Annotated in this window: 21 protein-coding genes; 9 read left to right on the top strand and 12 right to left on the bottom strand. The window is 70.9% G+C overall.

Annotated features, from left to right (window positions below; genetic code table 11):
- Positions 1 to 92: 92 nt before the first annotated feature.
- From ACZ6MZ_RS18190 to ACZ6MZ_RS18175, 4 genes are all read right to left on the bottom strand, one after another.
- A complete protein-coding gene (locus ACZ6MZ_RS18190) occupies positions 93 to 602 on the bottom strand; it encodes a hypothetical protein (protein WP_389786526.1) in 510 nt (169 codons plus the stop codon).
- A 145-nt stretch (positions 603 to 747) separates the two neighbouring features.
- Complete coding sequence (locus ACZ6MZ_RS18185; protein ID WP_384182148.1) at positions 748 to 990, bottom strand: DUF6411 family protein; 243 nt, start codon at positions 988 to 990, stop codon at positions 748 to 750.
- Between the two features lie 220 nt (positions 991 to 1,210).
- Positions 1,211 to 2,137, bottom strand: coding sequence for a glycoside hydrolase family 16 protein (locus tag ACZ6MZ_RS18180; protein WP_386875400.1), 927 nt, complete (start codon positions 2,135 to 2,137; stop codon positions 1,211 to 1,213).
- A gap of 199 nt (positions 2,138 to 2,336) precedes the next feature.
- Positions 2,337 to 3,308: an acetylxylan esterase gene (locus ACZ6MZ_RS18175; RefSeq protein WP_469352917.1), complete on the bottom strand. Its 972-nt coding sequence runs from the start codon at positions 3,306 to 3,308 to the stop codon at positions 2,337 to 2,339.
- A gap of 160 nt (positions 3,309 to 3,468) precedes the next feature.
- Between ACZ6MZ_RS18175 and ACZ6MZ_RS18170 the strand changes: the two genes are divergently transcribed.
- The 8 genes from ACZ6MZ_RS18170 to ACZ6MZ_RS18135 all read left to right on the top strand — a co-directional run bounded on the left by ACZ6MZ_RS18170 (position 3,469) and on the right by ACZ6MZ_RS18135 (position 10,886).
- Positions 3,469 to 4,767 carry an alpha/beta fold hydrolase gene (locus ACZ6MZ_RS18170; protein ID WP_469352915.1) on the top strand — a complete coding sequence of 433 codons (1,299 nt, stop codon included), beginning with the start codon at positions 3,469 to 3,471 and terminating at the stop codon, positions 4,765 to 4,767.
- Positions 4,768 to 4,945: 178 nt separating this feature from the next.
- Positions 4,946 to 5,239, top strand: coding sequence for a DUF5133 domain-containing protein (locus ACZ6MZ_RS18165; protein ID WP_469352914.1), 294 nt, complete (start codon positions 4,946 to 4,948; stop codon positions 5,237 to 5,239).
- Positions 5,240 to 5,440: 201 nt separating this feature from the next.
- Positions 5,441 to 6,409 (top strand): NADPH:quinone oxidoreductase family protein, encoded by a 969-nt coding sequence (locus tag ACZ6MZ_RS18160; RefSeq protein ID WP_469352912.1) that lies wholly within the window; start codon positions 5,441 to 5,443, stop codon positions 6,407 to 6,409.
- Positions 6,406 to 7,605, top strand: coding sequence for an acyl-CoA dehydrogenase family protein (locus ACZ6MZ_RS18155; RefSeq protein WP_469352910.1), 1,200 nt, complete (start codon positions 6,406 to 6,408; stop codon positions 7,603 to 7,605). Before ACZ6MZ_RS18160 ends, ACZ6MZ_RS18155 begins: the two co-directional genes overlap by 4 nt.
- The gene (locus ACZ6MZ_RS18150; protein WP_469352908.1) at positions 7,602 to 8,708 is read left to right on the top strand and encodes an acyl-CoA dehydrogenase family protein; all 1,107 of its coding nucleotides are present in this window, start codon (positions 7,602 to 7,604) and stop codon (positions 8,706 to 8,708) included. The genes ACZ6MZ_RS18155 and ACZ6MZ_RS18150 overlap by 4 nt, the downstream gene beginning before the upstream one ends.
- A 259-nt stretch (positions 8,709 to 8,967) precedes the next feature.
- Positions 8,968 to 9,834, top strand: a complete 867-nt coding sequence (locus tag ACZ6MZ_RS18145) for a phosphatidylinositol-specific phospholipase C/glycerophosphodiester phosphodiesterase family protein (RefSeq protein WP_469352907.1) — start codon at positions 8,968 to 8,970, stop codon at positions 9,832 to 9,834.
- 119 nt (positions 9,835 to 9,953) lie between these two features.
- Positions 9,954 to 10,148 (top strand): hypothetical protein, encoded by a 195-nt coding sequence (locus ACZ6MZ_RS18140; RefSeq protein ID WP_384182123.1) that lies wholly within the window; start codon positions 9,954 to 9,956, stop codon positions 10,146 to 10,148.
- Between the two features lie 123 nt (positions 10,149 to 10,271).
- The gene (locus ACZ6MZ_RS18135) at positions 10,272 to 10,886 is read left to right on the top strand and encodes a GOLPH3/VPS74 family protein (protein WP_469352905.1); all 615 of its coding nucleotides are present in this window, start codon (positions 10,272 to 10,274) and stop codon (positions 10,884 to 10,886) included.
- A 43-nt stretch (positions 10,887 to 10,929) separates the two neighbouring features.
- On the opposite strand, the gene ACZ6MZ_RS18130 is transcribed toward ACZ6MZ_RS18135, so the two are convergent.
- The 7 genes from ACZ6MZ_RS18130 to ACZ6MZ_RS18100 form a co-directional block, all read right to left on the bottom strand.
- Entirely contained in the window at positions 10,930 to 11,661 is a 732-nt protein-coding gene (locus tag ACZ6MZ_RS18130; RefSeq protein WP_469352903.1) for a 2OG-Fe(II) oxygenase, read from the bottom strand.
- A 37-nt stretch (positions 11,662 to 11,698) separates the two neighbouring features.
- Positions 11,699 to 12,205 (bottom strand): methylated-DNA--[protein]-cysteine S-methyltransferase, encoded by a 507-nt coding sequence (locus ACZ6MZ_RS18125; protein ID WP_469352902.1) that lies wholly within the window; start codon positions 12,203 to 12,205, stop codon positions 11,699 to 11,701.
- Positions 12,206 to 12,550: 345 nt separating this feature from the next.
- Positions 12,551 to 13,900 (bottom strand): PP2C family protein-serine/threonine phosphatase, encoded by a 1,350-nt coding sequence (locus tag ACZ6MZ_RS18120; protein ID WP_469352901.1) that lies wholly within the window; start codon positions 13,898 to 13,900, stop codon positions 12,551 to 12,553.
- Between the two features lie 103 nt (positions 13,901 to 14,003).
- A complete protein-coding gene (locus ACZ6MZ_RS18115; RefSeq protein ID WP_469352899.1) occupies positions 14,004 to 15,218 on the bottom strand; it encodes a cytochrome P450 in 1,215 nt (404 codons plus the stop codon).
- A 37-nt stretch (positions 15,219 to 15,255) separates the two neighbouring features.
- Positions 15,256 to 16,626 carry an NAD(P)/FAD-dependent oxidoreductase gene (locus tag ACZ6MZ_RS18110; protein ID WP_469352897.1) on the bottom strand — a complete coding sequence of 457 codons (1,371 nt, stop codon included), beginning with the start codon at positions 16,624 to 16,626 and terminating at the stop codon, positions 15,256 to 15,258.
- Positions 16,610 to 16,825 (bottom strand): ferredoxin, encoded by a 216-nt coding sequence (locus ACZ6MZ_RS18105; protein ID WP_389786496.1) that lies wholly within the window; start codon positions 16,823 to 16,825, stop codon positions 16,610 to 16,612. Before ACZ6MZ_RS18105 ends, ACZ6MZ_RS18110 begins: the two co-directional genes overlap by 17 nt.
- A 109-nt stretch (positions 16,826 to 16,934) precedes the next feature.
- Positions 16,935 to 17,627, bottom strand: a complete 693-nt coding sequence (locus tag ACZ6MZ_RS18100) for a formylglycine-generating enzyme family protein (protein ID WP_469352895.1) — start codon at positions 17,625 to 17,627, stop codon at positions 16,935 to 16,937.
- Between the two features lie 148 nt (positions 17,628 to 17,775).
- Here ACZ6MZ_RS18100 and ACZ6MZ_RS18095 point away from each other — a divergent pair, with 148 nt between their 5' ends.
- The gene (locus ACZ6MZ_RS18095; RefSeq protein ID WP_389786492.1) at positions 17,776 to 18,651 is read left to right on the top strand and encodes an LLM class F420-dependent oxidoreductase; all 876 of its coding nucleotides are present in this window, start codon (positions 17,776 to 17,778) and stop codon (positions 18,649 to 18,651) included.
- 76 nt (positions 18,652 to 18,727) lie between these two features.
- On the opposite strand, the gene ACZ6MZ_RS18090 is transcribed toward ACZ6MZ_RS18095, so the two are convergent.
- Entirely contained in the window at positions 18,728 to 20,269 is a 1,542-nt protein-coding gene (locus tag ACZ6MZ_RS18090) for a GMC family oxidoreductase (RefSeq protein ID WP_469352893.1), read from the bottom strand.
- Positions 20,270 to 20,306: the final 37 nt, after the last annotated feature.

The raw sequence follows: 20,306 nt of genomic DNA, 5'->3' as shown, positions 1-20,306 counted from the left end.
CCAACACCTGTTAACCACCTGGACCGGCACCTGCCCCACCTGCCGACAACCCACCCCATGGCAGACCTACGACACCACCTAACAAAGCCCTACTAGGTGGCGGGCGACGGCTCGGAGTCGCACGGCCGCTTCGACGTGCCGAGCAACAGCGCTCCCTCGTAGGACTCCGCCATCGGTTTGTGTTCCTCGGCTATCTCCGACCCGCCCACGGAGCCCTCCCAGCCGTCCTTCGTCAGAAACGCGTCCAGGTCGCCATCCGTGTAGCTGTCATCCGCGGTCCAGCCGCGTTCCACGAGACGATCGACCACGGCCCGTACGTCTTCGGGGGTCGGCGGCTTCTCGGTGAAGACCATCTGGGAAATGATGGGGCAGGCCGACACGCGGGACGGCTTGATGAACTGCTTCCGGCCTGTCGTCTTCGCCGAGGCGTACCGGAGGTCGCTGGTCGCTTCGGTGCGGCTCATCGCCACGGCGGGCGACGCCGAGGGCTTCGCCCGTGCACCGTCCTGCTGCGTCGTCGTGGACTCGGCGGAGCCACCGCACCCCGACAGCAACAGCGCCGCCAGCGCCAAGGCCGGCACCGCGTTTGTCCCACGTCTCATGATCCCCACCCACGTCGTATGCCTGTCACCGCACGGTGCCGCGTGCGTCCCCCACCTGCGGCAGCGGGATTCTGTCACGCGCCGCGCAGCGCGTGAGCTCCGCCCCCGCGCATCGGGGGCGGAGCTCACGACTGTGGGGTCCGGGTCAGAAGGGCATACGGCCCCGGGTGCGGCGTCCGGCGGAGCCGCTGTGGCTCACGGCGCGTGAGCTGCTGCTGAAGGGCTTGCGCAGCAGTCGGCCGAGAGCGCCGGGGGCCTTGCCCGCCACCTGCCCTCCTGTGCCCAGGGTGCGCTGGGTGCCGCGCTCCGGGTGGCGGGACAGACGCGGAATCAGAAAGGCGAGCACGAGTAGCACTGCGCAGACGGCGACGATACCAACGATGATCATGCGACGGTCCTCCTCTGGCGTGGGCGCGATGTACTGATCGGCTACCCGTCCGTCGCCCTCGCATACGTCGCTGAGCCCGGCCGGCTCCGGTGGTGCCCGCCGGTACGGAGACGGCGGAAAGGGAAGGCCGCCGGTCCGATGACCGGCGGCCTCCCCTTTTTCCTGTCAGCTTTCTCCTGTCAGCGGCCGGGACGTATCCGTTCCGCCGACGCGTTCGCGGCTACGACGTGGGCAGCGCCTTGTCGGCGGTGGTGACACGGACGTAGTCGACGACGAGCTGCTGCGGGAACGAGGTGCTTCCATCCGGGTCGCCCGGCCAGTAGCCGCCGACGGCGAGGTTCAGGATGATGAAGAAGGGCTTGTTGAACACCCACTGACGGCCGCCGAGGTCGGCGGGCGTCCGGGTCTGGTAGACGTTGCCGTCCACCGACCAGGTGATCGAGTCGGGCGACCAGTCGATCGCGAAGGTGTGGAAGGCGTCGGCGAACGCCTGTCCGCCCGGCAGGGTGTAGCCCGCGCCGATGCCGCCCTCGCCGGAGTAGCCGGGGCCGTGCAGGGTGCCGTGGACGGTGCCGGGCTCGAAGCCGACGTTCTCCATGATGTCGATCTCACCGCTGTTGGGCCAGCCGACGCTGCCGAGATCGTCCCCGAGCATCCAGAACGCGGGCCAGATGCCCTGGCCGCGCGGGATCTTCATCCTGCTCTCGACATGTCCGTACGTCGAGGTGAACTTTCCGGAGGTGTTCAGCCGGGACGAGGTGTACTCGCAGGCGCCGTACCAGCACTGGTACCCGGCCGGGTTCTCCTTTCGCGCGGTGATGACCAGGTTGCCCTGGCCGTCGAGTGCGGCGTTGTTGTTTCCGGCGGTGTAGTACTGCCGCTCGTGGTTGTTGACGTTGTCACCGGTCTCGATCTGCCACTTGCTGCCGTCGACAGCGGATCCGGCCCCGCCGTCGAACTCGTCGGCGAACGTCACCGCGGCGGGTGCCGCGGCGGTACGGGAGGATGACGCGGCCGTGTGGGGGGCGGGCGCGGCGGATGCTCCGACGGGCAGTGCGGTCAGTGCTCCGGCGCAGCAGAGCAACGAGAGGGCGTACAGCGCCGTGCGGCGCCGCTTGGAGGTGTGCTTCGCTTGGTTCACAGTCATCACATCACTTGAGTGGGGGCATGTGCATGACATTTCGTTGCTGAGAGGTGAACACAATTCATGATCACCTGTGGCTGATGGTTCAGTTCTCGATTTAAGAGACTGTCGAGACGGTCGTCAAGAAGCCGAACAACAGCGGAACGTGAACGCGCCAGTCGACGCCGTTCCCCTCAGCGGGCCACTCGCAGCCGGATCTCTGTCAGGCCGTCAGCTTCCCCGGCAGCCAGGCCAGTTGGGCGGCCTGCTGGAAGGGACCGCCCCCCTCGTGGTCGTTGAAGTCGTACACCTCGATCGACTTGTCCTTGCCGGCGTAGGCGTTGAAGGCCCCGAACACCGTCGACGGCGGGCAGGTCTGGTCCTCCAGCGCCACCGAGAACAGCGCCGGAGCCCTCCCGCGTGACGCGAAGTGCACCCCGTCGAAGTAGCTGAGCGTCCGCCGCACGTTCCGCGTCCTGTCGCGATACGTCTTCAGGTAGTTGCCCACTTCCCGGTACGGATTGCGGTCGGTGAGCGTCGTCGCCCGGGGGAAGTCGCAGAGGAACGGCACATCCGGCGCGATGGCCGTCAGGTCCGGCACCAGACCGCCGACCGCCAGGGTGATCCCGCCGCCCTGACTGATCCCGAGGACCGCCGTCCGTGAGGCGTCGACGAGGGGATGCGCGCGGGCGGCCTCTATGGCGCGCACCGCGTCGGCGAACAGGCGCCGGTAGTAGAACGCGTACGGGTCCTCGATGCCCCGGGTGAGGAAGCCGGGGTACGCGGAGGCGCTGCCCACCGGGTCGGGGGTACCGCCGCCGCCCCAGCCGCTGCCCTGCCCCCGGGTGTCCATCACGAAGTGCGCGAAGCCGGCCGCGCCCCAGAGCAGATGGGTGTGGGGCAGTCCGCGCCCGCCGCCGTAGCCGAGGTACTCCACCACCACGGGCAGCGGCTCAGACGTCCCGGCGGGCAGGATCAGCCAGCCCTTGACCGGGTGACCGCCGAACCCCGCGAAGGTCACGTCGAACACGTCCAGCGCCGTCAGCGCCGTGGGTACGGGCTCGAAGCGGGCGGCGAGCTCATGGCCGCGCGTCTCGGCGAGGGTCTCGGCCCAGAACTGGTCGAAGTCCTCAGGCTCCGTGGACCGGCTCCGGTAGCCCCGGAGCTCGTCGAGGGGCAGGTCGAACAGGGACATGCGGGACCACCTTGGTCGTACGAGACGGACAACAGGACGATACGACCAGGGCCGGCGCCGGTGCGCACGGGAGCGGGGCGGGCTCCGCCGCTCCCGTACCCGTGTGCTGAACTGTCCGGCGTGACTGCCCCGGCGGGGGCGATCGAGAACAGGAGCACCCTTGACCAGCTATCGCCAGCCCGGCGTCGTCCTCACCGACCACCGCTTCACGGTCCCGCTGGATCACAGCGACCCGTCGGGGGAGCGGATCGAGCTGTACGGCCGCGAGGTCGTCGCGAGCGGGAAGGCCGACGCTGGCCTGCCCTGGCTGGTGTATCTGGAGGGCGGCCCCGGCTGCGCCGCGCGCCGTTTCGTCGGACAGCAGGCCTGGCTCGGCCGTGCCCTCAAGGAATTCCGGGTGCTTCTCCTCGACCAGCGCGGCACCGGTCTCTCCACCCCCGCCGACCGGCAGACCCTGCCGCTGCGCGGCGGTCCCCAGGAGCAGGCCGCCTATCTCGCCCACTTCCGGGCCGACTCCATCGTGCGTGACTGCGAGACCATCCGCCCGGGGCTGACCGGCGGCGCCCCCTGGACCCTGCTCGGCCAGAGCTTCGGCGGTTTCTGTGCCACCCACTATCTCTCCACCGCCCCCGAGGGCCTGGCCACCGTCGTGATCACCGGCGGGCTGCCCTCCCTGGACGCCACCGCCGACGAGGTGTACCGCGCCGCGTACCCGCGGATCGCGCGCAAGGTCGAGGGGCACTACGCCCGCTACCCGCAGGACATCGGCCGCGCCCGCCGGATCGCGGAGCACCTCGCCGAGTACCGCGTTGTGCTCCCCACCGGATACACCCTCACACCCGAGGCCTTCCAGTCCCTCGGCATCCTGCTCGGCGGCGGGGACGGCAGCCACCAGCTGCACTACCTGCTGGAGAACGCCTTCGTCCTCACGCCGGGGGGCCAGGCCCTCTCCGACACCTTCCAGGAGGGCGTGGCGTCGGCTCTCTCGTACGCGGGACGCCCGCTGTACGCCGTGCTCCACGAGGCGATCTACGCCCAGGACGACCGGGCCACCGCCTGGGCCGCCGAGCGGGTCCGCGCCGAATTCGCGCGGTTCGACGCGGCCAAGACCCTGGCCGGGGAGGGCCCGTTGTACTTCACCGGCGAGACCATCCACCCCTGGCACTTCGACGCCGACCCCGCGCTGCGCCCGCTGCGCGAGACCGCCGAACTGCTCGCCGCCCGCACCGACTGGGCGCCGCTGTACGACACCGCGCGGCTCGCGGCCAACGAGGTGCCGGTCGCCGCGGCCGTCTACCACGACGACATGTATGTCGACACGGACCACTCCCTGAGCACGGCACGGGCGATCCGCGGGCTGCGTACCTGGGTGACGGACGAGTACGAGCACGACGGGGTACGGGCGAGCGGCCCGCGTGTCCTGGACCGGCTGCTGGCGCTCGCGAGGGGCGAGGACTGAGCTCCTGACGGGTGGCCTTCGAGGTCTTCGGCCGCTGGTCCGCGGCCTCCGGGCCTCGGCGAGCGGATGCCCGGCGCTGGGGGGAGAATAGGTATCAGGGGACTGGTGCCACGCTGCGCGCGAGGCCGGTCCCGCCCCACGCCGTCCTCGCGATCCTGGCGTACGGAAGGAACCCTGGGTGAGCGGGCGGACTCCGATGCTGGAAGTGGTGCACATGCTGCTACCGGACAGACATCTGGTCGCCGATCTGCTGGGTCGCTACCGGGCCTGGGAACGGCTGGTGCTCGCCGAGCCGCTGGACGAGACCACCCGCAGACGGTTCGAGGACGTGGCGTACACCCTCTGTGTGCTGATGGGGCAGCGCACCGCACGTGAGGCGATCTGGCAGGCGGAGGCGTATCTGCGCCGGATCCAGCCTGTTCCGGTCATCCCGGAGGGAAAGGAGAGCGTCACGCCGGGAGTTCACGAATGATCAAGGCTTGGTAGGCACACAACCGCGGCTCCGGGCGGGCGCGTTGCTCGCGCCGTTCGAGCCGCGGACCCGTATGCGCGGGCCTGGGTACGTGGCCGGGCGCGGCCGAAGACATCAGGAGCGGGCTGTTCCCCCGAAGGCAAGCGACCGCTTAGTATGCGAAAGAGTGCGGTACTGCCCATCGTGTGTGGAGGCCCCGAAATGCAGGCATGGCGAGTGCACCGGAACGGCGAGCCGAGCGAGGTGATGCGGCTCGAAGAGGTGGAGCGCCCTGTGCCCGGCGACGGACAGGTCCAGCTGCTGGTCCGTGCCGCGAACATCAACTTCCCCGATGCCCTGCTCTGCCGCGGTCACTACCAGGTGCGGCCGCCGCTGCCCTTCACACCCGGTGTGGAGATCTGCGGGGAGACGGAGGACGGGCGCCGCGTCATCGCCACGCCCGCGCTGCCGCACGGCGGTCTGTCGCAGTACGTCGTCGCCGACGCCGCCGCGCTCCTGCCCGCGCCCGAGGCGCTGGACGACGCCGAGGCGGCCGCTCTGCACATCGGCTACCAGACGGGCTGGTTCGGTCTGCACCGGCGGGCGCGTCTGCAGGCGGGCGAGACTTTGCTCGTCCACGCGGCGGCCGGTGGGGTCGGCAGCGCAGCCGTTCAGCTCGGCAAGGCGGCCGGAGCCACCGTCATCGGCGTCGTCGGCGGACCGGAGAAGGCCCGCGTCGCCAGGGAGCTGGGCTGTGACGTCGTGATCGACCGCCGTACGGACGACATCGTCGCCGCCGTGAAGGAGGCCACCGGCGGCCGGGGCGCGGATGTCGTCTACGACCCGGTGGGCGGCGACGCCTACACCGCGTCCGCGAAATGCGTGGCCTTCGAGGGCCGCATCGTGGTCGTGGGCTTCGCGAGCGGCGCCATCCCCAGCCCCGCCCTCAACCACGCGCTGGTGAAGAACTACTCCGTCATGGGCCTGCATTGGGGTCTCTACAACACCAAGGACCCGGCCGCCGTCCTGCGTTGTCACGAAGAGCTGACCGGTCTCGCCGAACGAGGCGCCATCAAGCCGCTCGTCAGCGAGCGAGTGCCGATGAAGGGCGCGGCGGACGCTGTCCAGCGCGTCGCGGACGGTGTCACCACCGGACGTGTCGTCGTCCTCCCGGAGGGCGATGACCGATGACCGACGCCACCGAACTGCGCTCCCTCACCAGGAAGTTGCTGGCCGAGCACCCGCCGGCCGACACAGCGCGCACCGATTTCCTCAAGGCCCGCTTCGACGCCGGACTCGCCTGGGTGCACTACCCCGCCGGGCTCGGCGGACTCGACGCGCCGCGCTCCCTCCAGGCCGTCGTGGACGCCGAGTTGGCGGCCGCCGGGGCACCCGACAACGACCCGCGCCGGATCGGCATCGGCCTCGGCATGGCCGCGCCGACCATCCTGCGCTTCGGCACCCAGGAACAGAAGGAGCGCTTTCTGCGGCCCCTGTGGGTCGGCGAGGAGGTGTGGTGCCAGCTCTTCAGCGAGCCGGGAGCGGGCTCCGACCTGGCGGCGCTCGGAACCCGCGCCGTACGCGACCCGGACACGGACCCCGTCTCCGGCGACTGGATCATCGACGGGCAGAAGGTGTGGACCTCCAGCGCCCATGTCGCCCGTTGGGCCATCCTCATCGCCCGCACCGATCCCGACCTGCCCAAGCACCGGGGCATCAGCTACTTCCTCTGCGACATGACCGATCCCGGTGTCGAGGTGCGGCCGCTGCGCCAGATCACCGGCGAGGCCGAGTTCAACGAGGTCTTCCTCACCGGCGTACGGATCCCCGACGCGCACCGCCTCGGCGAGATCGGCGAGGGCTGGAAGGTCGCACAGACCACGCTGATGAACGAGCGGGTCTCCATCGGCGGCGCCCGGCTCCCGCGCGAGGGCGGCATGATCGGCACACTCGCCAGGACCTGGCGTGAACGGCCCGAGCTGCGCACGCACGATCTCCGTCAGCGCCTTGTCACGCTGTGGGTGGAGGCCGAGGTCGCCCGCCTGACCGGGGAACGGCTGCGCCAGCAGCTCGTCGCGGGACAGCCAGGACCCGAGGGCAGCGGAATGAAGCTCTCCTTCGCCCGGCTCAACCAGGAGATCAGCGGTCTGGAGGTCGAACTCCTCGGTGAAGAAGGCTTGTTGTACTCCGACTGGACCATGCGCCGGCCCGAGCTGGTCGACTTCACCGGGCGCGACGCCGGTTACCGCTATCTGCGGTCGAAGGGGAATTCCATCGAAGGCGGTACGAGCGAGGTACTGCTGAACATCGTCGCCGAACGTGTCCTCGGCCTGCCCTCCGAGCCGCGCAACGACAAGGACGTCGCCTGGAAGGACCTGGCCCGATGACCGAAACCTCCCCCGATCTGCTCTACTCGGACACCGAGGACGCTCTGCGCGCGGCCGTACGGTCCCTGCTCACCGCCCGCGGTGATGTCCCGGCGGCGCTCGTCCGCGCCGAGGCCGGCGATCCGTACGACCACGAGCTGTGGACCTCTCTCACCGCCGGGATCGGCGCGTCGGGTCTGCTCGTCCCGGAGAAGCTCGGCGGCCAGGGCGCGAGCCACCGCGAGGCCGCCGTCGTACTGGAAGAGCTGGGCCGGAGCGTCACACCCGCGCCGTATCTCACCAGTTCGGTGATGGCGACCGAGACGCTCCTCGCCTGCGACGGGGAGAGCACGGAGAGCACGGACGTCGCGGGTCTGCTCACCGCGCTCGCCCACGGCCATCGCGTCGCCGTACTCGCGCTGCCGCTGGCCACCGCCCCGGACGCACCGCTCCCCGTCGGCGCGAGCACCGTGACCGGTGTGGCCGACGCCGTGCGCGCCGATGTCCTGCTCGTGCTGAATGACGACGGGCTGTACGCCGTCGAGACGGCCTCGCCCGGCGTCACCGTCGAGCCGCTGACGCCGCTCGATCTGACCCGCCCCCTCGCCACGGTCACCGTCGACCCCGGCGCCGGGATCCGGATCGCCGACGCTTCCGCGGCGGAGGCCGCCGTACGCCGAGGACTGCTGGCCGGGGCCGGGCTGCTCGCCTCCGAACAGCTCGGCATCGCCGAATGGTGCCTGGAGGAGACGGTCAGGCACACGCGCGAGCGGCATCAGTTCAACCGCCCCATCGGGTCGTTCCAGGCGCTCAAACACCGGATGGCACAGCTCTGGCTGGAGGTCGTCTCGGCCCGCGCCGCCGCCCGGAACGCCGCCGACGCGCTGGCCACCGGCAGCCCGGACGCCCCGCTCGCGGTGGCCGTCGCGCAGGCGTACTGCGGGCGGGTCGCCGTCCACGCCGCCGAGGAGTGCGTCCAGCTGCACGGCGGGATCGGGATGACCTGGGAGCACTCCGCGCATCTGTATCTCAAGCGCGCCAAGTCCGATGAGATCGCGCTCGGTTCACCTGGCCGGCACAAGGAGACGCTGGCCGCTCTGGCCGACCTGCCGGGCCCCGGGTAGCGGCCCCTGGCCAGGGCGAGCCCGTGGCCGTCGTCGGGCACCACCGCCGCGAGCGCGGTACGGGGCCGCCCGGCGTCGGCCACGGGATCGCCCTGCCGGAGCGCCGGAGCGGCCGTACGGTCCGCCGGACGCGGGCCGCCGGGACTGTCTGAACCACAGCCGTCGCGCCGGCGAACTCTGCGCCGGCCGCTGTCGGTCGGGCCACGGGAGGACCGATACTCGCCTGGACCGCGCCCCACCGCGTCCACCTGGAGGCATCATGGCCCTCACCACCCGCCGCAGAGCCGTCAGCACACTCGCCGCCGCGATCACGGGAGTGGTCGCGGCTCCCGCGTACGCACAGGCCGCGTCACGGACACCGGCCAGTCCCGGGCCCCGGCCGCTGCGCCAGGCCCACGCCCACAACGACTATCTGCACCCGCGCCCCCTCCTCGACGCCCTGTCACACGGCTTCACCAGCGTCGAGGCCGACATATTCCTGGTCGACGGCGAGCTGCTGGTCGCTCACGAGGCCACGGATCTCGACCCGGCCCGTACCCTCCGCGCCCTCTACCTGGACCCGCTGGCGGCTCTCGTCCGGGCCAACCACGGCTCCGTACACCAGGGTTACCACCGTCCGGTGCAGCTGCTCATCGACATCAAGACGGACGGCGCCGCCGCCTACGCCGAACTCCACCGCCAACTGACCTCCTACCGCTCGATGCTGAGCCGCTTCACGTACGGCTCGGTGCGCCTCGGCGCGGTCACCCCGGTCATCTCCGGCGACCGCGCGGCCCGCGTCCCGATGGAGGCGCAGCGGACCCGGTACGCCTTCTACGACGGGCGGCTCGAGGACCTCGGCACCGCGGCGGGCGCCGCGTTCATCCCGCTCATCAGCAGCAACTGGACCACGACCTTCAGCTGGCTGGGTGTGGGCGCGTTCCCCGCCGCCGAACGTGCCGAGCTGCGCCGCATCACCGCCACGGCACACAGCCGTGGTCAGCGCGTGCGCTTCTGGGGGACACCCGACCAGGCGGGGCCCGCGCGGGACGCCGTCTGGGCCGAGCTGCTCGCCGCCGGCGTCGACCATGTCAATTCGGATGACCTTGCGGGGCTCGAACGTTTCCTGCGTGCCCGTCGCCCGTAAACGCGATCACCAGGGACAACCACCCGAATGGCGGACATGCCAGTCGGCCGTACGGGACTCCTCCTCCGCCACACTGGCCGCCGAATGCCGCGATTCCGGTGCGGCGGAGGAGGTTGTCGATGGCTATTTCGATCTCACTGATGCTGCTTCTGGTGATCCTCACGGTGATCTTCATGCGCAACGGCGGACTGAAGCTCTCCCACGCGATGGTCTGTGTCCTGCTCGGGTTCTTCCTGGCGGGCTCGAGCATGGCGCCGACGATCGCGAACGGGATCTCCGCCACGGCTGGGGTGGTGGCCGGCCTCAACCCGTGAACGACGTTCCGGGATGGAGCATAGAGAGCGCCTATAATATGAGGTACGTATGGAAAACTGATTTAATTCGCACAACGCGCCTGATGCGACAGACCGGGCCCTCGTGCTGACATGGAGCCATTCATGACCACACCGCGGGACCTGTTGATCGTTGCCATGGACAGGGCGTCCAGCAGCCCCGTGGAGCGTGGCGATCTGTCGCTCGCGCTCGCGGGAGCCGAGGTGATCGACCTCCTCGGCGCCCAGGCCGTCGAACTGGACGACGGTCACCTCGTGCCGAGCGCCCGGCGAGCGGTGGCCGACCCCCTGTTGGTCGAGGCCGCGTCGTCGCTGGCCCGCCAAGCGCCGTACGAGTCGCTCGGCGACTGGCTGTGGCGCAGAGGCCGCGGTCTGTCCGCCACCTATCTGGCCGCCCTTGAGGCGGAAGGACAGCTGGCCCGCCAGCGCCGCCGCCGCTGGATGCTCTTCCGTACCAAACGGGTGGTGCTGGTCGATTCGCCCGCCCGCAGCCAGGCGGCGGACCGCTGGACAGCGGATGAACCCGTCCTCGCCGCCCTCGCCGCGGCCATCGGGATCCGCGACGAATCGACCGGAGACTTCCCGAGCGTGTCCGACGACGAGGTGGCGACCGTGCTCGCCGCCGTCAGCGACGCGTTGGGGGAACTGGCGGACGAACGGCAACGGCGAGGCCGGAGGCTCAACGAAGCGGCCGTGAACAACGTCCGCCGAGGCTACTGACGATCGCGGCCCCCGCAGTCCGTGCACCGTGTCCGCACGGGCATCAGGAGGCGTTGTGGAAGACCAGGCCCAGGGTGCGCCGGCTGCCTGAGCGTACGGCGCTGACTCCGTGCCGTACCGGCGAAGCCGACCAGCCTCGCTTGGAGAGCACGGGCCGGTCGCGGGTGGTGAAGATCAGGCCGTGGCCCTGCGTCAGCAGGGTGGCGGTGCCGCGCGACTGGGCGCGGGGGCGCTGCTCGACGAGCAGGAACTCACCGCCGGTGTAGTCGGTGCCCGCCGCGTCGAGGCTGATGACGACCTGGAGCGGGAAGACCGCGTCGCCGAAGAGGTCGCGGTGCAGGGCGTTCCAGTCTCCGGGCCCGTAACGCAGCAGGATCTGGGACGACTTGGCCTGGCCCGCCTCGCGGCACATCGCGAGCCACTCCTCGAAGCTGTCCGGCCAGGGCGCGGGCCGGCCGAGTTTGCCGGCCCAGTCGCGGGCGATCGGCAGCAGACGTGGGTAGAACGCCTCCCGCAACTCCCGCACCAACTCCGGCAGCGGGTCGCTGAAGTAGCGGTACTGGCCGGAGCCGAAGCGGTAGCGGGCCATGTCGATCGTGGAGCGGAAGTGCTCCGTCTCCTCGTACAGCGCGGCCAGCAACCGGCATTCCTCCAGGGTGAGGATCCGGTGGGTCGGCGCACAGCCGTATTCATTGACCTCGTCGGCCAGGGCGCTCCAGTCGCCCGCGTCGACGCGCGCGCCTGCTCGGGCCGGAAGACGGGTGGTCACGGTCATGGTTCTGGTTCCTCCGGTGTCGTGGGCGGAGCGCGGGTCAGGCGGCCTGCCTGACGCCTTCGTGGAGCAGCAGCTGCTGCTTGCACGGGAGGCCGCCCACGTAGCCGGTCAGGGAACCGTCCGCGCCGATCACGCGGTGACAGGGCCGGACGATCAGCAGCGGATTCGCGCCGATCGCCGCGCCCAGGGCGCGCAGTGCGGCACGCGGGGCGCCGATCCGCTCGGCCAGCCGGCCGTAGGTGGTCGTGGTGCCGTACGGGACGGACTCCAGGGCCTGCCAGACCCGCCGCTGGAATTCCGTGCCGGCGGAGACGTACTCGATGTCGAAGTGGGTGACCTCGCCGTCGAAGTACGAACGCAGCTGGGAGAGGATCTCGGTGAACGCCTCCGGGCTGCGCCGCCAGCCGTTCTGAATGGCCGCTCCGCCCTTCTGGCCGGGTACGGACAGGGACGCGAGCGCGGTGCCACCCTTGGCGGTCGCCGACTCCTCACCCACCAGGAGCAGTTCACCCAGGGGGCTGTCGATCGTGGTGTACAACGTCATCGTTCTTCCCTTTCCTTCGGGCTTGCTTGGATATGTTCGAGTCTGCCCTCCGTACAAGGTTTCGTCTGGCGGGATTCGGACGCCACGCTCCTTGCCTGCTCGGCACGGCGGCGCGAGGCCGTGCCGGCCCCGTCGTTCTGCGGACGCGGAGAAGACAGTGAGCAGGCTGGACTCGGCGAAGAGCAGCTCGCTGGTGTCCAGGATGACGACGGCGTGCGCTGCGGCGGCTGTCTCCAGAGCTTCCCGCACATCCGAGTGGTCGTCGTTGTGGGGCGTGCGGGGGCTGGGCACGCAGGGAAGCGTAGGCCAATGAAGCCGCCGGGCCCCCGATAGGTGAGTCGGATCTCATTCGGTGGTGGCGGTGTACGCAGTGGAGGTGGCGGGCGGGATACGGACCGCGATCAGGGCGATGTCATCGGTACTGGCCTGCCCGAGGCCGGTCATGAGTTCGTCGCAGAACGTCTCCAGCGGTGCGCGGGCCAGCGCGGCGGCGTGCTGGCGCAGCCGGGCCATGCCGTCGTCGAAGGTTTCACTGCGGCGTTCGATGAGTCCGTCGGTGTACAGCAGCACGGTGGAGCCGGGTGGCAGGGGCTCGATCGCGTCGGGGCGGACCGTGTCGGCGTCGGCTCCGAGCAGCAGGCTGCGGCCCTCGTTCAGGAATCGGGCATCGCCCTGACGGGTGACCAGGAGCGGGGCGGGGTGGCCGGCCACGCCGTAGTGGAACAGCCAGGGGCCGTCGGGTTCGGGTTTGGTGACCAGGGCGTACAGGCACGTCAGGGTCTGGGTGGGGTAGAGAATCTCGTTCGCGGCGTCCAGCCGGGCCAGGATCTTGCCCGGGGGTTCCTTGCGGTCGCACGCGATGCCGCGGAGCATGTTGCGCATCTGGCTCATGGATACGGCGGCCTTGAGGTCGTGGCCGGTGACGTCGCCGATGATGAGCGTGAGCGCGCCGTCGGGAAGCAGGAAGGCGTCGTACCAGTCACCGCCCACCTCCGCGCTCACCCGCGCGGGGTCGTAGCGCGCGGCGATGTCGAGGGGCCCGTGGTCGGGCAGGTCGGGCAACAGGGAGCGCTGGAGCCGTTCCGCGGTGGTGGCGATCTGGGCGTGCAGGCGCGCGTTGTCCACGGCCATGGCGATGCGATGGGCCAGATCCTCGATCAGCGGCAGCCGGTCCTGCTCTGCCAGCCCGTCCTGGTCGGTACGTACCAAGGTCAGCACCCCCAGCACCTGGCGGCGCGCACGCAGCGGTACCAGAACCGCTCGATGGGCCCCCAGCTGCTGGAAGGTCTGCAGTTCGATGCGGTGCAGGGCATCGGTGCCCTCTTCGGACGGCGGAAAGTCCGTCAGCAGCAGGGGCCCGGCGCCCCGCAACGCCCGGGCCAGCGGGGCATCGGAGGAGTCGTCCGCCGGTGGGAGCAGTGCTTCGAGAAACCCGGGAGGCACCGCGTCGGGATCGCGGTGCTCCACCACGGCCCGGCGCAACCGCCCTTCACCCCCGTCCTCGTCCTCGACCAGGTCGATGACGCACCAGTCCGCCACGGCGGGTACCAGCACCCGACACAACCGGCGTAGTCCCGGATCCAACTCCAGCGTGCTGGACAGCGCCTCGGAGGCGTTGGCCACCAGGGTCAGCCGGTCCAGGGCGTCCTGCACGGCCTGGTCCACCTCGAAGGAATCGCTTCCGTGGGGCTGCATGGCCACCGTGCTCTCTCTGCCTCGGACGCGGGGTCGGCTACGAAAAGGCGCCGCCCACATGATCGGCGAGAACGCCCGCCACTGCGGCCACGCCGACCGGAGCTCACGAACCAGCCGCGCCGAGTCCGATGGCCAGGTGGCGGGGGCCGCGCAGTACCGGGCTGGGGCGGTACGGAGGCGGGTCTTCGATCAGGCGGGGACTGTCGAGCCGCCGGATGAGCTCGTTCAGCGCGATCTGTGCCTCCACCCGGGCGAGCGGGGCGCCGAAGCAGTTGTGGATGCCGCTGCCGAAGCCGAAATGCTGATTGTCCTCACGGGTCGGGTCGAAGCGGTCGGGATCGTGGAACCGCTGGGGATCACGGTTGCCGGAGGCAAGCATGAGGACGAGGGGCGCGCCCTTGGGGACGACGGTGCCCGATACCTCGATATCGGTCAGCGGCGTGCGCTGCGGCAGCATCTGGACGGGCGGCTCGTAACGGAGCATTTCCTCCACCGCCCTCGGCATCAGCGCCGGTTCCTCGCGCAGTCGTTCCAGCTGGTCGGGCCGGCGCAGCAGGGTGAGCATGCTGTTGCTGATGAGATTGACGGTCGTCTCATGACCGGCGATGAGCAGCAGGACGGACGTGGCCATCAGTTCCTGCTGGGTGAGGTGTCCCTCGGGGCCCTCGTCGTTGACGTACGCGGAGAGCATGTCGTCGGACGGGTGGCCACGGCGTCTGTCGGCGAGCTCTCCCAGGTACAGGCCCATCGCCTGCCGGGCTTCCATGGCCGCGCGCACGCGCTCGGCGGTGTCCGTGGCGGAGCCGGGGTCGATTCTGGCGATGATGGTGTTCGACCAGACGCGGAACAGCGGTTCGTCCTCGCGGGGTACGCCCAGAAGCCGGCAGATCACGGTGACGGGGAGCGGGTAGGCGAAGTCGTCGACGAGGTCGATCTGCTCCTTCCCCCGGAACGCGGCGATGAGCTCCTCGGCGATCCGGGTGATGTCGCCGCGCATCGCGTCGATGCGGCCAGGGGTGTGGGGCGGGCCGAAGGGCCGCATCGCGAGGCGGCGGAGCCGGTCGTGTTCGGGGTCGTCGACCCCGATGAACGCCGGCTGCAGCTTGAACGCGTCCTCGTCCGGTTCGTTGAGGTTGCGGCGGTCCGAGCTGATCCGCGGGTCGTGGAGCAGAGCCGCGATGTCGTGGTAGGTGCCGACCACATAGCTGCCGTCGTCCTGGCGCGCGACCCTGCTCCGGCGCAGCTCGGCGTAGAGCGGATAGGGGTCGGCGCGGTTGGCGTAGTCGGTGATCCGGCGGAGCAGGGTGTCGGCAGCCATGGGTGGGCGCTCCTCATCGGTAGGGAGTGTGGGCGGTTCAGTCGGCGTGCCGCAGCAGGATCAGGCGCCGGTCCGGCAGATAGCCGGTGAGTGCGACGGTCGGCCCGTGCGAGAGCCCCTTCGGGTCCAGTACGTCCGAGGAGACGGGGACGGCCGTGCCGGGACGGTCGGCGGCGCCCGGTCCCGGCGGAAACGGCGCCGCCGTCTCGATCAGGTTCTGGTAGTAACTCAGCCACTTGGTCCGGTTCACGCTCACCGCCGCGGTGACGCGTCCCCGGTAGCCGTAGACGGCGACGAGCCGGGCCTCCTTGAGCGAGCCCTGCGCGATGACCACCTGGTCCGAGAAGGTGGGCACGCCGACGGACTTGATGTTGAGGCCGAACTGGCTGGACCAGAAGACCGGCACCGCCAGATGAGGGCGTCTGCTCGGGCCCGGGCTGACCATGTTGTGGGCCGCGACCTCGGCCTGCGCGACCGCGTTGCCCCAGTGGTCCAGGGAGAGCATCTGGTACTCGAAGAGCGGATGCGGGAAGCGGGCCACGTCGCCGGCGACGAAGACGTCGTCGGTGACGATCCCGTACATGCTGAAGGCGCGGCACCCGGCGTCGCAGGTCACTCCGAGCGGGCCCGCGGCGAGTCCCGAGTCGGCAAGCCATTCGGTGTTGCGGACCGCACCCAGGGCGACCACGGCGATGTCGGCGTCGATCCTGCTGCCGTCGGACAGTGTCGCGCCGGTGAGCCGGTCGGTGCCCTCCAGGGCGGTGACCGTCACGCCGCAGCGCAGGTCGACACCGTGCGCGAGCTGCAACTTCGCGGCGAGCGCGCCGAACGCTCCGCCGAGCGCGCCGACCAGCGGCGCGGGGCCGCGCTCGGCGACCGTCACCTCAAGACCGCGTTCCCGGCAGGCGGAGGCGATCTCCGAGCCGGTGAAACCGGCACCGATCACCAGCACCCGTCGCGGCCCGGCGTCCAGCCGCTCGGCGAGGCGGCCTGCTTCGTCGCTCGTGCGCAGCGTGAACACCCCGTCCAAGGCGTTCTCGGCGGGGTTCGGCCAGGGCCTGGCACGGGTTCCGGTGGCGATCAGCAGCCGGTCGTAGGGCAGCTCCTCGCCGTCGGCGAGGAGGACCCGCTTCTTGACCGGGTCGACGCCGGTGGCCCGTACGCCGAGCTTCCAGCGCGCGTCCACCTCACGCCGCTGCGGCAGCCCGGTGTCCTTCGCCGACACCCGCCCGAGCAGCACCTGTTTGGACAGCGGTGGTCTGTCGTACGGGGGATGGGGCTCGTCCCCGACCATGGTCAGCGAGCCGGTGAAGCCTTCCTCACGCAGCGTCTCGGCGGCACGCAGCCCGGCCAGTGACGCGCCGACGATGACGATCCGGCAGCCGCGCAGCTCACCGTCGCCCGGCATCGGTACCCGCCTCCTCGCCGATGAGGATGGCCTGCACCGGACACGCCGCCGCGGCCCGCCTGACATGTTCGTCCTGGTCTGCCGGGGCGACGGGGCTGTACGACAGGGCCTCCTCGCCATGCATCGCGAACACGCGCGGGGCGAGGAACGCGCACTGGGCGTAGGCCTGACATCGATTGAGGTCGACGACGATGTTCATCCCGAGCAGCTCCTCCACCGCGACACCCGTGATGTCCGTCCTACTACCGATCAGGCGAGGGCGCGGACGGTGCTGCTCCGTCCGGGGGATGACGCACAGTCACGGGTGCTCACATCGACCGGGCGAGCCGGAATCCGAGGTCGTCGATGCGGAAGGTCGGGTGGCTCTTGCGGCGGCACGACGCCCGGCATCCCCGGGGCGGGTCGTATCCACCACCGCCACGGAACACGCGGTACGGGCCGTAGACCCTGGGATCGTAGACATCCCAGCACCACTCCCACACATTGCCGATCATGTCGTAGAGGCCCCACGCGTTCGGCGCCTTGGCCGCGACGTCGTGCACCGCGCCGCCGGAGTTCCCGCGGTACCAGGCGATTTCGTCCAGCTCCCCGTAGCGGGCGTCGGAGGTCCCGGCCCGGCACGCGTACTCCCACTCCGCCTCGGACGGAAGGCGATAGCCGTCGGCCTCCCAGTCACAGACCACGTCCTGCCCGTCGCGGTCGTCGCCCATCGCGTAGCAGGGTGCGAGCCCCGTCGCTCGCGAGAGCAGGTTGCAGAACCGAACGGCCTCCTGCCAGGAGACCTCGGTCACCGGCGTCCTGGGCCCCGCCGAGCTCGCGGGCGCCTCGCCCCGAACGGCGCGGTACAGCTCGCGGGTCACGGGACAGGGCGCCAGCCGGAAGGCCCCGACCTCGACCTTCCAGTTCGTCTTCGTACCCTCGTCCCGCAGGAGGATCTCCCCGGCGGGGATGTCCCTCATGTTCTGGACGATCGCCCGGTGGAGGGTCGATTCAGGATTCATCCCAGCTCCTGTGCGCGTAACAGCCGTACCGCTCCTGTGCACCGGACTGGCCCGTACGGGGGACAGGCCGCCGTGCCGGAATAGTCGGTGCCGGGCGCGGGTTGGCACGGCCGTCGCTGGATTTCGAGGGCACGTAGGAGACAAGACGATGGTAACTCTGCAGGAGTCCGTGGGCCGTTACGGGATCTGGAGCGCGGAGCTCCGCTCCGAGGACCCCGCGCTGCGCGGGGAGATCCCGGAAGCCGCCGCCGAGCTGGAGGAGCTCGGCTTCGGAGCCGTCTGGCTGGGCGGCAGCAGCGGCGTCGAGCACGCGGTACCCCTGATCGAGGCCACGTCGGGGCTCACCGTCGCCACCGGCATCCTCAGCATCTGGCAGTACGAGGCCGCCGACGCCGCCGCCCGGTTCCTGCGGCTGGACTCCGCGCATCCGGGGCGTTTCGTGCTCGGTATCGGCGCCAGCCACGCCAAGCTCGCCGCGCAGTACCGACGGCCCTACTCGGCGATGGTCGACTACCTCGACGCCCTGGACACGGCCGGTGTTCCGGCCGGCCGGATCGTGCTGGCCGCGCTCGGCCCGAAGATGCTCGAACTCTCCCGCGACCGCGCGGGCGGTGCCCACCCGTACCTCGTCACCCCCGAGCACACCGCCCAGGCCCGTGAACTCCTCGGCGCGGGACCGCTCCTCGCCCCCGAGCTGAAGGTCGTCCTGGACGCCGACCCGGACACCGCTCGGGCCACGGCCCGCGGCTACCTCGCCATGTACCTCACCCTGCCCAACTACACCAACAGCTTCCTGCGGCTGGGCTTCACCGAGGACGACTTCGCGGACGGCGGCAGCGACCGGCTCATCGACGCCGTCTACGCCTGGGGCGACGACGCCGAGATCCGGCGCCGTATCGACGCCTTCCACACGGCCGGCGCGGACCACGTCGCCCTGCAGATCGTCACCCCCGGCACCACCCCCGGCACCCCGGGCCCCCTGCCCCGCGCCGAATGGCGCCGGCTCGCCGAGGTACTGGCCTGACCCTCGCACCCTCGCCGCCCGTACCCTCGCCGCCCGTACCCTCGTCGTCCGTACGGAACAGATCCTGCAGCAGGGGTCAGCGGGCGGTCAGGACGAGCTCCGCGGCGCGTTCGGCGATGGCCACCACCGTGGCGTTGGGATTGACGCTCACGATGTCCGGCATGACCGAGGCGTCGGCGACGCGCAGCCCCGTCACGCCGTGCGCGCGCAGCTCGGTGTCGACGACGGCCCTGGGATCCGTCCCGATGCGGCACGTACCCACCGGATGGAAGGAGGACCCCGAGGACCGGCGCAGATACGCGGCGAGCGCGTCCCGGTCCTGTACCCCGGGGCCGGGCAGCACCTCGGCGTCACGCCAGGGCGCGAGCGCGTCGGCCTGTCCGACCTCGCGCGCCGCGCGCAGGCAGTCGATCATCTCCGACAGGTCCGCGTCGTCCGCGTAGTAGCGGGGGTCGATGACCGGCGGCCGCTCCGGATCGGCGGAGGCGAGGCGGACCGAGCCCCGGCCGGCCGGCGGCGACTGCTGGGAGAAGGCGAGGGTGTAGCCGGCGGCGGGAAGCCGCGCGGCGAAGTCCGTGTCGGCCGTCAGCGGACCGGCGGGGAAGTCCATCAGCAGCAGGAACACGGTGGGAGCGGTGTCCGCCGTACAGTCGCCGCGCAGCAGCGCGCCCGCCGGGCAGAAGCCGTTGGACGCCGTTTCCACCGGCTTCTTCGCGGTGTAGACCAGTCGGCTCTGTATGTGGTCCTGGAGGTTCTCCCCGACCCCGGGGAGGTCGGCGACCACCTCGATGCCGTGCCCGCGCAACTGCTCCGCGGGACCGATCCCCGACAGCAGGAGCTGCTGGGGGGAGCCCACGGCGCCCGCCGTGAGAACGGCCTCCCGGCCCACGCCCAACGTACGGACCTCGCCCCCGACCGAGAACTCGACGGCCGTGCACGCACCGCCCCGCGTCCGCAGGCGCCGTACCAGGGCGCCGCCCACCACGTCCAGGTTGTCCCGGTCCGCCGCGGGACGCAGGTAGGCGTCCGCCGCGCTCTGGCGGCGCCCGTCCACCACGTTCAGATCGAACCAGAACGCTCCCACCTGGTCGCGGCCGCTGATGTCGTCGCTCGCGGGGTGGCCCGCCTCGATCACCGCCGCGTGGAAGGCCCGGGCGGCGCGCGTCCGTGTGGCAGGCGGCGCGACGATCAGGGGACCGTCCGTGCCTCGGTGGGCCGGGTCGCGTCCAGGGGCCGTCTCGCTGCGCCGGAAGTAGGGCAGGAGCCGCTCGTGACCCCAGCCGTCCGCGCCGTTCGCGGCCCATCCGTCGTAGTTCGCCCGGTGACCTCGAATGTGGGCCATCGCGTTGATGCTGCTGGTCCCGCCGATCACCTTGCCGCGCGGCCACATGTGCACCGAACCGCCGGTGCCCGGCTGCGGGGTGGTGAGGTACGACCAGTCGATCGCCGATCCGATCAGCTTCAGCGGGAATGACTCCGGGGCGTACACGTCGGCGGGTGGAGTCGCGGGCCCCGCCTCCAGGAGCAGGACGCTCTCCCCGCTCTCCGACAGCCGGGCGGCCACCACCGATCCGGCGGTGCCGCCGCCCACGACGACATACTCATAGCTGCGCAGCATGGTCCTCTCCCCAGTCCTCTCGGCGCTTCTTTTCGCT

The sequence above is a fragment of the Streptomyces sp. NPDC042201 genome, assembly GCF_055582185.1.
The sequence above is the reverse complement of the archived record's forward strand: the minus strand, read 5'-3'. Positions and strand labels throughout refer to the sequence as shown.

Excerpts from the sequence above, each read along its gene's own strand:
- ACZ6MZ_RS18110 (WP_469352897.1), bottom strand. The coding sequence starts at position 16,626 with ATGCCGGGCGACGGTGAGCTGCGCGGCTGCCGGATCGTCATCGTCGGC.
- ACZ6MZ_RS18145 (WP_469352907.1), top strand. The coding sequence starts at position 8,968 with ATGGCCCTCACCACCCGCCGCAGAGCCGTCAGCACACTCGCCGCCGCG.
- ACZ6MZ_RS18105 (WP_389786496.1), bottom strand. The coding sequence starts at position 16,825 with ATGAACATCGTCGTCGACCTCAATCGATGTCAGGCCTACGCCCAGTGC.
- ACZ6MZ_RS18125 (WP_469352902.1), bottom strand. The coding sequence starts at position 12,205 with ATGACGTTGTACACCACGATCGACAGCCCCCTGGGTGAACTGCTCCTG.
- ACZ6MZ_RS18100 (WP_469352895.1), bottom strand. The coding sequence starts at position 17,627 with ATGAATCCTGAATCGACCCTCCACCGGGCGATCGTCCAGAACATGAGG.
- ACZ6MZ_RS18155 (WP_469352910.1), top strand. The coding sequence starts at position 6,406 with ATGACCGACGCCACCGAACTGCGCTCCCTCACCAGGAAGTTGCTGGCC.
- ACZ6MZ_RS18140 (WP_384182123.1), top strand. The coding sequence starts at position 9,954 with ATGGCTATTTCGATCTCACTGATGCTGCTTCTGGTGATCCTCACGGTG.
- ACZ6MZ_RS18135 (WP_469352905.1), top strand. The coding sequence starts at position 10,272 with ATGACCACACCGCGGGACCTGTTGATCGTTGCCATGGACAGGGCGTCC.
- ACZ6MZ_RS18190 (WP_389786526.1), bottom strand. The coding sequence starts at position 602 with ATGAGACGTGGGACAAACGCGGTGCCGGCCTTGGCGCTGGCGGCGCTG.
- ACZ6MZ_RS18175 (WP_469352917.1), bottom strand. The coding sequence starts at position 3,308 with ATGTCCCTGTTCGACCTGCCCCTCGACGAGCTCCGGGGCTACCGGAGC.
- ACZ6MZ_RS18150 (WP_469352908.1), top strand. The coding sequence starts at position 7,602 with ATGACCGAAACCTCCCCCGATCTGCTCTACTCGGACACCGAGGACGCT.
- ACZ6MZ_RS18095 (WP_389786492.1), top strand. The coding sequence starts at position 17,776 with ATGGTAACTCTGCAGGAGTCCGTGGGCCGTTACGGGATCTGGAGCGCG.
- ACZ6MZ_RS18120 (WP_469352901.1), bottom strand. The coding sequence starts at position 13,900 with ATGCAGCCCCACGGAAGCGATTCCTTCGAGGTGGACCAGGCCGTGCAG.
- ACZ6MZ_RS18160 (WP_469352912.1), top strand. The coding sequence starts at position 5,441 with ATGCAGGCATGGCGAGTGCACCGGAACGGCGAGCCGAGCGAGGTGATG.
- ACZ6MZ_RS18115 (WP_469352899.1), bottom strand. The coding sequence starts at position 15,218 with ATGGCTGCCGACACCCTGCTCCGCCGGATCACCGACTACGCCAACCGC.
- ACZ6MZ_RS18090 (WP_469352893.1), bottom strand. The coding sequence starts at position 20,269 with ATGCTGCGCAGCTATGAGTATGTCGTCGTGGGCGGCGGCACCGCCGGA.
- ACZ6MZ_RS18185 (WP_384182148.1), bottom strand. The coding sequence starts at position 990 with ATGATCATCGTTGGTATCGTCGCCGTCTGCGCAGTGCTACTCGTGCTC.
- ACZ6MZ_RS18180 (WP_386875400.1), bottom strand. The coding sequence starts at position 2,137 with ATGACTGTGAACCAAGCGAAGCACACCTCCAAGCGGCGCCGCACGGCG.
- ACZ6MZ_RS18130 (WP_469352903.1), bottom strand. The coding sequence starts at position 11,661 with ATGACCGTGACCACCCGTCTTCCGGCCCGAGCAGGCGCGCGCGTCGAC.